The following is a 12,173-nucleotide window of genomic DNA, read 5'->3' as shown; positions in this document are numbered from 1 at the left end:
TACATCACCGAGTGTGTGTATGATTTTCAATTCTAAAATGAATGGAAGAAGCATTGCTTCGATCCAATCGCGTTTGGTGGCGATGGCGGAGGGGTTCCACACGTACCCATCCCGAACACGACCGTTAAGCCCTCTAGCGCCGATGGTACTTGGACCGCAGGGTCCTGGGAGAGTAGGACGCCGCCAAGCAAAGAACCACTGCCGATGTAATTCGGTGGTGGTTTTTATTTTTTATATATCAGATTCAGGAGATGTGAACGTTGCATCTCCTGTTTGACTTTAAGTGGAACCTCTGAGACACTCGAATGTAAGGGGAAGTATCGCGTAACCTTTTAAAAAAGAATGGGCTTACATTATAAGAGAATGGGGTGCAGGATGATATGGAACTTCGCAAATTAACGATGGACGATTATGAGGCGTGTATGGCGCTCTCTGAGTATGCTTTTCAGTTTACAATGACAGAAGATCAGTTGGAGAAGCGGCGGCAGGAGTTTGCTAAGCATAATGTGCTGGGTGTTTATGCGGATGGACAGGTAGGTGCCAAACTTCAGATTATTCCTTTTCAAACGTATATTCATGGACGTTCCTTCGAGATGGGTGGAATCGCTGGGGTAGCTACTTGGCCAGAATACAGACGTAAGGGTTGGGTAGCTGGGCTGCTGAAATATGCGCTCGAAGAAATGAAGCGGAATAAACAGAGTATCTCGTTCTTGCATCCATTTTCGTTCTCTTTTTATCGAAAGTACGGTTGGGAAACTTATGTTGAATATAAGAAATACAAATTATCTACGTCGCAACTGCCAGCCAAAAAGCAAACTCCAGGTACGATAAAACGGGAAAATCCTGAACTTGCAGTATTGAAGCAGGTCTATGATGCTTATGCCGCGCGTTATAATGGAACGTTAAATAGGGATGACGCTTGGTGGGGGAATTCGGTATTTGTTAAAAAGGGTAGCAAGCAAGCTGTATATTATGATGAAGCTGGAGAACCGCAGGGTTATGTATTTTACGAGGTAAAGGAAAGCAAATTTACCATTGGCGAAATGGTCCATCTGAATGAAGAGGCGAGACAAGGGCTGTGGACGTTCATTGCCAATCATGATTCGATGATTGACGAGGTGACTTTACAAGCGCCTGCAAGTGATATGCTTGCATTTCAACTGGACAATCCACGGATTGGGCAAGAAGTGATGCCTTACTTTATGGCACGAATCGTGAGCGTGGAGCAGTTTATTTCGCAGTACCCTTTTGCAAGTCAGGACTCGCCCGTACAGATCTGCCTTGAAGTCGAAGATGCATATGCTCCTTGGAATGAAGGGGTATGGGAATTAAATGTGGCAATGAACGGAACGGCTTCGATATGGAAAAAGGCAGAATCAGTACACGAAGGTCCGCTGGATCAAACCATTCGACTGAGCATCCAATCACTCACAGCGATGTTAATGGGGTATCGCAGACCAGCAGAGATGGCACAGATCGGTAGAATGGAAGGCACGGATACCGCGATTCAAGCGCTGGAGAAGGCTATTCCATATCGTGAAACCTATTTGCTCGATTTCTTTTAAGCCTGCAGATATCAAGTATTATTGATCCAAGTAGATACACAGCGTAATTGAAAGCAATCAGAACTTCTCCCGATGTCCGGGAGAGGTTTTTTTGTGTCAGGCGAATATTTCGTGTAAAATCGTAAAAAATGAATAGTGCCCCCACTTGGCAAACCATTAAAATATGCTATAATGTATATAAAGTCAAAGAAAGTCAAAGTCAACTGAAGGTTAAACACATACTATTGTAACTGTGATATGATGTTCGGCTTTCTTATTGCTCTCTGATGAAAGGTATCGTGGTTCAGATACATGTCATTGGAGATCAAGGAGATATTAAAGGACCTTCGTGCTTCCTTTGTTCTCCTGTTTAACATCCGAGGTGGCAAGATTCGCTGTTTCTCTGAGTGGTTAAATGGGTGGAGAAGGTGTACTCTGTGGGGGCGTGTGGGTCCTTATTGACTTAACGTTTCAGACAGTGGAGGATGATTGGATGCGTAATATCTCTGATATTATCGAACGATATCTGAAGGGTATTTTGCATGAAAGTCCCGAAGGAATGATTGAAATTCAGCGTAATGATCTGGCAGATCAGTTTTCATGTGTACCTTCCCAGATCAATTATGTCATCAGCACCCGTTTCACTCTGGAAAAAGGTTATCTGGTAGAGAGTAAACGTGGCGGTGGTGGATATGTTCGTATACAGCGCATTGAATTACCTGCCCAATCCGCTCTGCACAACCATCTTCATCATAGTATTGGTGAGGAGATTGGACAGACTGCTGCGGAAGGCTTGATCTATCAACTGGAAGAAGCGCGTTTCTTAAGCAAGCGGGAAGCCGGGTTGATGCGTGCGGCTGTGTCGAGAGAAGTTCTTATGGTCAAACTTCCTTACCGGGATCAAATTCGTGCCAGAATGTTGAAGGCGATGTTAATATCTTTGCTCGGTAAATGAAAACTATCGGGATCAAAGGAGGTACATCTATATGCTGTGCCAAGAATGTAATAAACGTCCGGCAACACTTCATTTCACGAAAATTGTAAATGGAGAGAAGACGGAATTTCATATCTGTGAATCATGTGCCCGTGAGAAGGGCGAGATGATCCCTGGAACATCAGGAGGATTTTCCATTCACAATCTGCTGTCAGGATTGCTTGATTTTGATCCGGCAGGCAAGAGTTCAGGTGCTGCGCCTGCCAAGACGCTGCAATGTGAAGAGTGCGGCATGACTTATGCCCAGTTCAGCAAAGTTGGCCGTTTCGGCTGTAGTTCGTGTTATAAATACTTTGACAGTCGTCTGGACCCATTATTCAAACGAGTGCATGGTAGCACGTCTCATGTGGGTAAAGTTCCTGCCAGAGCGGGCGGACGCATTAAGGTGAAACGACAGATTGCTGATCTGAAGCAAAATCTGAAGCAGAGCATTGCCCAAGAAGAATTCGAAGAGGCAGCTCAGATTCGTGATCAAATCCGTGAACTTGAAAAAGAAATAGCTCAGGAGTAAAGTTTGTCATAAGTAGGAGGGAAGCATGATGCCTAATCTGCGCTTTACAGAGAAGGCGCTCAGTGAGTGGATGCGCAGTGATGCAGCCGATTCAGAGATCGTGATCAGCAGTCGTGTCCGTATTGCACGTAACCTTCAGCATATCCCGTTTCCGATGCTGGCTTCGGATGAGCAATCGGAAGAGGTGCTGAATAAACTGAGCGAAGTACTTCAGTACGATGACGTACACGCCTTTGGTGATTTTACTACACTTGATCTGATCGATATCGACGAACTCGACAAGCGTGTGCTGGTGGAGAAACATCTGATTAGTCCGAGTCTGGCAAATGAATCGACAAACGGGGCTGTCATCCTCAGTGAGGATGAATCGGTAAGCATTATGATTAATGAAGAGGATCATCTGCGTATCCAGTGCCTCTATCCGGGGTTCCAGGTCAAAGAGGCTTGGGAGAAAGCTTCCGCTATAGATGATGCGTTTGAAGCGCACGTGGATTATGCGTTTGATGATCGCAGAGGTTATCTGACCAGTTGCCCAACCAACGTTGGAACAGGTGTCAGAGCGTCTGTCATGATGCATCTTCCCGCACTCGTTATGACACAGCAAATCGGCCGTATTCTGAGTGCCGTATCCCAAGTGGGATTAACGGTTCGAGGAATTTACGGAGAGGGCAGCGAGGCGATGGGTAACTTGTTCCAAATCTCCAATCAGATTACACTTGGACAAACGGAACAAGAAGTGATCGACAATCTGCACAGTGTAGTTTTACAGATGATTGGTCATGAACGTACAGCCAGAGAACGACTCATTACCGATTCGAGACTGCGTATTACAGATCGTGTGATGCGTTCCTACGGAATCTTGTCCCATGCGGCCATTGTAGACACGAAGGAAGCGGCGCAGCGCTTATCTGATGTCCGGCTCGGTGTAGATCTTGGTTTGCTGGATGGGCTATCCATACCTGTAATGAATGAGCTGAACGTGATGACGCAACCAGGTTTTTTGCAAAAAACGTTTGGCGATATGCGTACGGATGAGCGTGACATCTATCGAGCTCAGTTAATTCGTGATACGATCAATGCAGCTAAAAGTTCTGGATAAACTTCCTGAACACTAATATCGGTTTCATGCCGCATTTGCGGCTTTTATATACTAAGGCTTTCGCTTTTAATGGAGCCACCAATGATTTTATTCGCAGCATGGCTGCAAACAAAAATGATATGAAGAATACGAAGGGTTGTCCAATGGATTTAATCCCCTCGTTTTATCCAAAACCATGGAGGTGCAGGAGATATGATGTTTGGAAGATTTACGGAACGGGCCCAAAAGGTGCTCGCACTCGCGCAGGAAGAAGCTGTCCGTCTCGGTCATAATAACATCGGTACAGAGCATATTTTGCTCGGCCTCATTCGTGAAGGTGAAGGCATTGCTGCCAAAGCACTGATCGGCCTGGGACTCGGATTGGAAAAAATTCAGGATGAAGTAGAAACGCTAATTGGCCGTGGCCAGGAGCAACCTACGAACATTGCATATACGCCGCGTGCTAAAAAAGTCATTGAGCTGTCCATGGATGAGGCTCGTAAACTCGGTCACACCTATGTAGGCACAGAACATATTCTTCTCGGATTGATCCGTGAAGGTGAAGGGGTTGCGGCACGTGTGCTTAATAACCTCGGCATCAGCTTAAACAAAGCACGGCAACAAGTACTGCAATTGCTGGGCAGCAGCGAAGCAGTATCAAGTCACAACGGCACACCTGCCAATGTAAGCACACCAACACTGGACAGCCTAGCTCGCGATCTTACGGCTTATGCCAGAGAGAATAACCTTGATCCGGTTATTGGTCGTAGCAAGGAAATCGAGCGTGTTATTCAGGTATTGAGTCGCCGTACCAAAAACAACCCGGTATTGATTGGTGAGCCTGGTGTAGGTAAAACAGCTATTGCTGAGGGGCTTGCACAGAAAATTATCGCTAACGAAATTCCTGAAACATTGCGCGACAAACGGGTAATGACGCTTGATATGGGTTCGGTTGTAGCCGGAACCAAGTATCGTGGTGAGTTCGAGGACCGTTTGAAAAAAATCATGGATGAGATTCGTCAGGCCGGCAACATTGTCCTGTTCATCGATGAGCTGCACACGTTGATTGGTGCAGGTGGTGCTGAGGGTGCTATCGATGCCTCGAATATTTTAAAACCGGCACTCGCTCGTGGAGAATTACAGTGCATCGGTGCAACGACATTGGATGAGTATCGCAAATACATCGAGAAAGATGCTGCGCTGGAGCGTCGTTTCCAACCGATTACGGTAGATCAGCCTTCGCCGGAAGAAGCCATTCAAATTCTGCACGGTCTGCGTGATCGTTACGAGGCGCATCACCGCGTGAAAATTACGGATGAAGCGATTGTGCAAGCCGTTAAATTGTCGGATCGCTACATCACAGATCGTTTCTTGCCGGATAAAGCGATCGACTTGATTGATGAAGCTGGATCAAAAGTGAGATTGAACTCATATACTATTCCGCCAAACCTGAAACAATTGGAGAGCCGTCTGGAAGATATCCGTAAGGAAAAAGATGCCGCGGTTCAAAGCCAAGAGTTCGAAAAGGCAGCGGCGCTGCGTGATACGGAACAAAAAATCCGTGAAGAGCTGGATACAACCAAAAACCAATGGAAAGAAAAACAAGGACGTACTGATTCCGAGGTTACTCCAGAGGATATCGCTCAAGTGGTGGCCAACTGGACAGGAATTCCGGTGAACAAGCTGAAGGAAGAAGAGACACAACGTTTGATGACTTTGGAGTCCATTCTTCATGAACGGGTTATCGGGCAGGATGAAGCAGTTAAATCGGTAAGCCGTGCTGTTCGTCGTGCACGTGCCGGACTTAAAGATCCAAAACGTCCAATGGGTTCATTTATTTTCCTAGGCCCTACTGGGGTAGGTAAAACCGAGCTTGCTCGTGCACTTGCTGAAGCGATGTTTGGTGATGAAAATGCCGTTATCCGGATTGACATGTCCGAATATGGTGAGAAACACTCCACATCACGACTGGTCGGAGCGCCTCCAGGATATGTTGGATACGAAGAAGGCGGTCAGTTGACAGAGAAAGTTCGTCGCAAACCGTACTCCGTTGTCCTGCTGGATGAAGTGGAGAAAGCACATCCTGAGGTATTCAACATTTTGCTGCAAGTGCTGGAAGATGGTCGTCTGACCGATTCCAAAGGTCGTGTCGTTGACTTCCGCAATACACTGATTATCCTTACATCCAATGTGGGTGCAGAAGCGATTAAACGTAATTCTACGCTTGGCTTCACCGCAGTTGTGGATGCAGGGGCAGATTACGATAACATGAAGGGCAAAGTGATGGATGAGCTGAAGAAAAGCTTCCGTCCTGAGTTCCTGAACCGGATCGATGAGATTATCGTGTTCCACTCACTCGAACAGAAACACATCGCTGAGATTGTTACTCTCATGAGTGAGGAACTACGTAAACGTCTCAATGAATACGAGGTTGACTTTGAGCTCACCGATAACGCTAAGGCCTTCTTAGCGAAAGCTGGCTTCGATCCTGCTTACGGTGCGCGTCCACTTCGCCGGGCAATTCAGAAGCATATTGAAGACAAATTGTCTGAAGAGTTGCTCACAGGTAATGTTACCAAAGGGGATTCGTTGCTCATCGATGAAGAGAATGGTGCATTGTCTGTAACGAAAAAAGAGGCATCAGTTCCGTCCAATGAGGAAATTGAAACGAAATAAATATGGGATGAGCGGCTGAATGAAAGCAGCTTATAGGCATGTTCTGATCCTTCTCGGCTTCCGCCGAGAAGGATTTTTTCATATGTACCGGAGTTGTGATTGAAATGTAGCGTAATTCACCAGGAACATGTGTAAAGTTTGCGATAATCCTTTACGAAAAATCTCAAACAATGGTAAACTTTTAGTAACCCTGAAGGTTAGGGGGAATGAGCAAAATTCGTCGAATAATGCAAAATGCTGTTATAAAATCATCTATAGGAGTGCTGAAGTGGCCAAAGTAAAAACCAAGTTTCAATGTACGGAATGCGGCTATGAAGCCCCCAAATGGTACGGAAAATGTCCTGGTTGTCAGTCCTGGAATTCAATGATAGAAGAAACCGAAACGGTGGTCAAAACACAAGGGAGAAATTCTCCTCTGTTTGACAGTAAAGATAAACCGCTTCCTATCATAGATATAGATAGCGGTCAGGAGCCGCGTGTACAGACTGGAATCGGGGAGTTGAACCGTGTATTGGGCGGCGGTATTGTGCCAGGTTCGCTTGTTCTAGTGGGCGGTGACCCGGGAATTGGTAAATCAACGTTGATGTTACAGACTTCTCATGCACTAACCCACTCGGGATTACGAGTTTTATATGTGTCTGGGGAAGAATCCGTGAAGCAAACAAAATTACGGGCAGACCGTCTAGGTGCACTTTCGCCGGAGCTGTATGTGCTGTGTGAAACCAATATGGAGCGGGTAGAGGAAGCGGTGGATCAGATCCAGCCGCATTTTCTTGTCATCGACTCCATTCAGACGGTATATTTGCCCGAAGTTACCAGTGCACCAGGGAGTGTAGCACAGGTAAGGGAATGCACGTCCAGATTCATGCGGATTGCCAAAGGCCGAGGCATTGCAACGGTTCTTGTAGGGCATGTTACCAAAGAAGGTGCCATCGCTGGCCCCCGCATGTTGGAACATATGGTGGACTGCGTGCTTTATTTCGAAGGAGAACGACATCACACGTATCGTCTTCTTCGCGCGGTGAAGAACCGATTTGGTTCCACCAACGAAATTGGCATATTTGAAATGGGAGAAGACGGTCTTCGTGAAGTCGGTAATCCCTCAGAGCTATTTTTATCTGAACGTCCACTCGGCGTAGCCGGATCTACCGTTGTAGCGAGTATGGAGGGTACACGGCCGTTGCTGGTGGAGTTGCAGGCTTTGATTTCCACGACACACTTCCCTTCTCCCCGGCGGATGGCAACAGGGATAGATCATCATCGATTGAATCTGATCATTGCGGTGCTGGAAAAACGGATGGGCATGTTCCTGCAGACACAGGATGCCTACTTGAACGTGGCTGGTGGTGTAAGGCTAGATGAACCAGCGGTTGATCTGGCTGTGGCAGTTAGCATTGCCTCCAGCTTGAGAGATGTGCCAACCAAGCCGGATGATGTCATCTTTGGCGAGATTGGCTTGACGGGTGAAGTTCGTGCCGTATCCAGGGCAGAACAACGTGTGAAAGAAGCCGCGAAGCTGGGCTTCAAACGAGTTATTTTACCAGAAAAAAGCTTAAAGGGCTGGAAACATCCTCGCGGGATACAACTGATCGGTGTGAATACCGTGGCAGATGCACTAGCGGTTGCTTTAGATTAGGGGGCATAACAAGATGAAGGATTCAAGCCAACTGGACAATATGAATGATTTGTTAAGGCTGATCGCACCAGGTACACCTTTCCGCGAAGGTCTGGAAAATGTGCTGCGCGCCAAGACGGGCGCACTGCTTGTTGTAGGATACAGCCCTGAAGTAATGGAAGTGGTGGATGGGGGATTTTCGATTAACTGTGATTTCTCCCCGAACTACCTGTATGAGCTTGCCAAAATGGACGGTGCCATTATTCTGAGTGAGGATTTGAAGCGGATTTTGTATGCCAACACACAGCTGATTCCCGACTCCTCCATCTCTTCCTCAGAGACAGGCATTCGTCACCGGACCGCAGAGCGAGTAGCGAAACAAACCGGCAAATTGGTCGTTTCCATCTCACAGCGCCGGAATATTATTACCCTGTACCAGGGAACCCTTAGATATTCGCTTAAGGAAATAGGGGTTATTTTGACCAAAGCCAATCAGGCGATTCAAACGCTCGAAAAGTATAAAGCCGTCTTGAAGCAATCTCTTACGAATCTGAGTGCTTCCGAATTTGAGGAGCTGGTGACGATTCCTGAGGTGGTTAATGTTATTCAGCGAACAGAAATGGTACTGCGGATCAAAACGGAGATTGAACGGTACATTGATGAACTGGGGAACGAAGGAAGGCTCATTTCCATGCAAATGGAAGAACTCGTAGGTACTACAGAGGAAGAAGCATGGCTACTGTATAAAGACTATGCACGGGATGATAGCGACGACAAGATTCGTGAAATTATTATGGGCTTAAAAAGATTGTCGGACGATGAATTGCTTGATGCACATCATATTGTACGGCTCCTTGGTTATCCTTCTTCTGCGGCAACATCTGAAGATTCGGTTGCCCCGCGCGGATATCGGGTATTAAATAAGATCCCTCGTTTGCCTAATGTAATTATTCATAACCTGGTGGATCAATTTGAGCAATTACCTCATGTCATCATGGCAACGATTGAAGAACTCGATGAAGTGGACGGCATTGGCGAGGTTCGTGCCCGTACCATCAAGGAAGGCCTCAAACGTCTGCAAGAGCAGATGTTTATTGACAGACAGATGTAGGATTGGCTTATAACGGCTTCTAATGGATGAGGTGAAGCAACATGTTAACCAGATTCATTCCAAATCTTTTTACCTTAGGAAATCTGTTTCTTGGTATGCTGGCTATTTTGCTGGCCATTAACGGAAAATATAGCTCAGCCGCGATTATGGTTATCATTGCGATGCTGCTCGACGGTCTGGATGGGCGGGTGGCAAGAGCACTGAATGCACAAAGTGAATTTGGCAAGGAGCTGGATTCATTATCTGATATGGTATCCTTTGGTGCAGCGCCTGCGTTGATTATTTTCATGGTGTCTTTTCAGGATTCCATGCCGATCTTTGCCTGGATCGCAACGGCGGCTTTTCCGATCTGTGGTGCGATTCGTTTGGCGAGATTTAACGTGCGCCCGGGCATTCCGGGGTATTTCACAGGCTTGCCTATTCCCGCTGCAGGCGGTGTACTGGCTACGCTGTCCCTGTTTCACAAGGATATCGGACCCATTAGTATGATGATTGCTACGCTGCTGTTGTCTTATTTGATGGTCAGCTCACTGAAATATCCCAATTTCAAAAAAGTCGGACTGCCTCGCAAGGCAATCTGGATCGCTCCATGGGTTGTGTTGCTTGCGGTTGCGCTAGCTGTTCTTTTTCCAGATCAACTCTCCAAGCTGATATTTATTCCGTTAGTGTTATATGCTCTATATGGCATGAGACACAGTGTAAGAACTGCAGCTTCTCGCAATCGTGCGAAAAAACGTAAGGACAGAAAGTCATCGCGATCTTCTGACAATTAAAATGCAGGGCTTCTAGCGAACTTACCCACTCGGAAAGATCCCCGAGAGCCAATGCAAAAAAAATTAAAAAAGCACGTACATTTCCTAACAAGGAGTGTACGTGCTTTTTGGTTTGTATTCTTTGATCTATGACCAAGTAACGAGAGACCGATTAACTAAGACAGATTAAACATCCCAAGCGTCGAACATTTCTGTGATTCGTGATTCACAACCTCTTCCATATTGATGTCCAGCAGATTGCAAAGTGCAGACATATAGAACAGATTTCGGCCCAACTCGGCGCTAATCACCTCTTTGCAATTCTCACACAACTCACCTTCCACATGGGTTTCCAGCAGACCTTTGGCTTGAGAAATACCACTCTCGGGAGCGTACTGCTGTTTGGTGGCGTGCAGCTCAATGCAGCCGCATTCGGTAATGGCTTTGGACACTGCGCGATTAACAGAGGCTCCGGCTTGTCCCGTTTTGGACAGTACATCAATCAGGCTGCGATGGCGCAGCAACAGTTCGGAAACTTGATCCTGAAAAGCCTGTAAACTTAGCGTACTCATTTTGCTACTCACCTCGGGATATGAATTGAATTCATTATATGCCAATAAAAGTCTTACTTTCAACTGACGAATGCAACATTTCCAAAAACTTCATGCTGTCGCGATTAGCTTTTCAAAAATTGGATCATACTGGATATGAAGATGAAGAATGATTGAGGAGGTGCAGGAACTCATGTGGAGAAAAGGCATTTTAACTTTTACTGGATTGTGCGGCGCATGGTTCGGGTACACGGCTTATCATCTGGCAGGCAAGTCTATTCCCTGGATGGCTGAATGGATTCAGTCCGCGGGATTGCTGGGAGCTGGCGTATCAACACTGCTGGGAGCAGTACTTTTTATGTCCGTATGCACGATCGGCGGCACAGTGATGGCCAACAGATTAAACAGTGGTATCGATTCCTTAGCCAGAATTCCCATGAATGAACTTGCTGCTGGCGCGGCAGGCATCGTAGCTGGACTACTGTTTGCATTGCTGCTGTATCCTTGCTTGACCTGGCTCGGAAGCGCAGGAGAGGTGCTCCAGATAGCCCTGACCGTGATTGCGGCATATTCCGGGTATAGTTTGGCTATGGCCAAGAAAGACGATCTGGCCGCATTCTGGAAGTCAGGACGATGGGGGCACCCTGAGCCTGAAGAGCAGCGAAGAATGGAAGAACATAAAATCTTGGACACCAGCGTCATTATTGACGGCAGAATCGCAGATATCTGCAAAACCGGATTCATCGAGGGCACGATTGTTATCCCGGAATTTGTATTGGAAGAGCTGCAGCATATTGCAGACTCATCGGATCTGCTTAAGCGTAACCGCGGTCGCCGTGGCCTGGATATTTTGAACAAAATTCAGAAGGAGCTTGATGTGCAGGTATTGATCTACGAAGGAGATTTTGAAGAAATTTCCGAGGTGGACAGCAAACTGGTGAAACTCGCCAAAGTGCTTCAGGGCAAGGTTGTCACCAATGATTTTAACCTGAACAAAGTCTGTGAACTTCAAGGGGTATCGGTGCTCAATATCAATGATCTTGCAAATGCGGTGAAGCCAGTTGTGCTGCCAGGAGAAGAGATCATGGTGCAGATTATTAAGGACGGCAAGGAACACGGGCAAGGCGTAGCCTATCTGGATGACGGAACGATGATCGTAGTCGAAGGTGGACGGGAGTATATCGGCATGATGATGGAAGTGCTGGTGACCAGTGTGCTGCAGACGTCTGCGGGACGAATGATTTTTGCCAAGCCGAAACTGTTGGAAAAAGCCCAATAAAGCGGTATGATGGGTAGTGTATCGTTGTACGATGATGGACATCAGATCTGATATGAAGTGTC

10 protein-coding genes and 1 rRNA gene are annotated in these 12,173 nt (G+C 46.7%); 10 read left to right on the top strand and 1 reads right to left on the bottom strand.

Annotation, left to right across the window (positions count from 1 at the left end; all coding sequences use genetic code 11):
• Positions 1-72: 72 nt before the first annotated feature.
• The 9 genes from rrf to pssA all read left to right on the top strand — a co-directional run bounded on the left by rrf (position 73) and on the right by pssA (position 10,302).
• A 5S ribosomal RNA gene (gene rrf, locus AC1VYS_RS25445) occupies positions 73-189 on the top strand.
• A gap of 179 nt (positions 190-368) precedes the next feature.
• Positions 369-1,565: a GNAT family N-acetyltransferase gene (locus AC1VYS_RS25440; protein WP_482934427.1), complete on the top strand. Its 1,197-nt coding sequence runs from the start codon at positions 369-371 to the stop codon at positions 1,563-1,565.
• A gap of 472 nt (positions 1,566-2,037) precedes the next feature.
• A complete protein-coding gene (locus AC1VYS_RS25435) occupies positions 2,038-2,499 on the top strand; it encodes a CtsR family transcriptional regulator (RefSeq protein WP_110899255.1) in 462 nt (153 codons plus the stop codon).
• A gap of 31 nt (positions 2,500-2,530) precedes the next feature.
• Entirely contained in the window at positions 2,531-3,049 is a 519-nt protein-coding gene (mcsA, locus tag AC1VYS_RS25430) for a protein-arginine kinase activator protein McsA (RefSeq protein ID WP_482911936.1), read from the top strand.
• Positions 3,050-3,077: 28 nt separating this feature from the next.
• Positions 3,078-4,148, top strand: coding sequence for a protein-arginine kinase McsB (gene mcsB, locus AC1VYS_RS25425; protein ID WP_482911935.1), 1,071 nt, complete (start codon positions 3,078-3,080; stop codon positions 4,146-4,148).
• A gap of 192 nt (positions 4,149-4,340) precedes the next feature.
• Entirely contained in the window at positions 4,341-6,803 is a 2,463-nt protein-coding gene (locus AC1VYS_RS25420; protein ID WP_482911934.1) for an ATP-dependent Clp protease ATP-binding subunit, read from the top strand.
• 268 nt (positions 6,804-7,071) lie between these two features.
• Complete coding sequence (gene radA, locus AC1VYS_RS25415) at positions 7,072-8,439, top strand: DNA repair protein RadA (protein WP_123067451.1); 1,368 nt, start codon at positions 7,072-7,074, stop codon at positions 8,437-8,439.
• Positions 8,440-8,452: 13 nt separating this feature from the next.
• Positions 8,453-9,529 carry a DNA integrity scanning diadenylate cyclase DisA gene (disA, locus tag AC1VYS_RS25410; RefSeq protein WP_154960494.1) on the top strand — a complete coding sequence of 359 codons (1,077 nt, stop codon included), beginning with the start codon at positions 8,453-8,455 and terminating at the stop codon, positions 9,527-9,529.
• 41 nt (positions 9,530-9,570) lie between these two features.
• Positions 9,571-10,302, top strand: a complete 732-nt coding sequence (gene pssA / locus AC1VYS_RS25405; protein WP_482911933.1) for a CDP-diacylglycerol--serine O-phosphatidyltransferase — start codon at positions 9,571-9,573, stop codon at positions 10,300-10,302.
• A 155-nt stretch (positions 10,303-10,457) separates the two neighbouring features.
• On the opposite strand, the gene AC1VYS_RS25400 is transcribed toward pssA, so the two are convergent.
• The gene (locus tag AC1VYS_RS25400) at positions 10,458-10,853 is read right to left on the bottom strand and encodes a nucleoside triphosphate pyrophosphohydrolase family protein (RefSeq protein WP_482911932.1); all 396 of its coding nucleotides are present in this window, start codon (positions 10,851-10,853) and stop codon (positions 10,458-10,460) included.
• A gap of 172 nt (positions 10,854-11,025) precedes the next feature.
• On the opposite strand from AC1VYS_RS25400, the gene AC1VYS_RS25395 reads away from it, so the two are divergent.
• On the top strand, positions 11,026-12,111 hold the full coding sequence (locus tag AC1VYS_RS25395; RefSeq protein WP_482911931.1) for a PIN/TRAM domain-containing protein: 1,086 nt from the start codon (positions 11,026-11,028) through the stop codon (positions 12,109-12,111).
• The last annotated feature ends 62 nt before the right edge of the window (positions 12,112-12,173 follow it).

It is taken from the genome of Paenibacillus sp. G34, assembly GCF_056856875.1.
The sequence above is the reverse complement of the archived record's forward strand: the minus strand, read 5'-3'. Positions and strand labels throughout refer to the sequence as shown.

What these genes read in the sequence shown, in the direction of transcription:
- AC1VYS_RS25435 (WP_110899255.1), top strand. Translation starts at nt 2,038, where the DNA reads ATGCGTAATATCTCTGATATTATCGAACGATATCTGAAGGGTATTTTG.
- mcsA (WP_482911936.1), top strand. Translation starts at nt 2,531, where the DNA reads ATGCTGTGCCAAGAATGTAATAAACGTCCGGCAACACTTCATTTCACG.
- disA (WP_154960494.1), top strand. Translation starts at nt 8,453, where the DNA reads ATGAAGGATTCAAGCCAACTGGACAATATGAATGATTTGTTAAGGCTG.
- AC1VYS_RS25395 (WP_482911931.1), top strand. Translation starts at nt 11,026, where the DNA reads ATGTGGAGAAAAGGCATTTTAACTTTTACTGGATTGTGCGGCGCATGG.
- AC1VYS_RS25400 (WP_482911932.1), bottom strand. Translation starts at nt 10,853, where the DNA reads ATGAGTACGCTAAGTTTACAGGCTTTTCAGGATCAAGTTTCCGAACTG.
- AC1VYS_RS25420 (WP_482911934.1), top strand. Translation starts at nt 4,341, where the DNA reads ATGATGTTTGGAAGATTTACGGAACGGGCCCAAAAGGTGCTCGCACTC.
- mcsB (WP_482911935.1), top strand. Translation starts at nt 3,078, where the DNA reads ATGCCTAATCTGCGCTTTACAGAGAAGGCGCTCAGTGAGTGGATGCGC.
- pssA (WP_482911933.1), top strand. Translation starts at nt 9,571, where the DNA reads ATGTTAACCAGATTCATTCCAAATCTTTTTACCTTAGGAAATCTGTTT.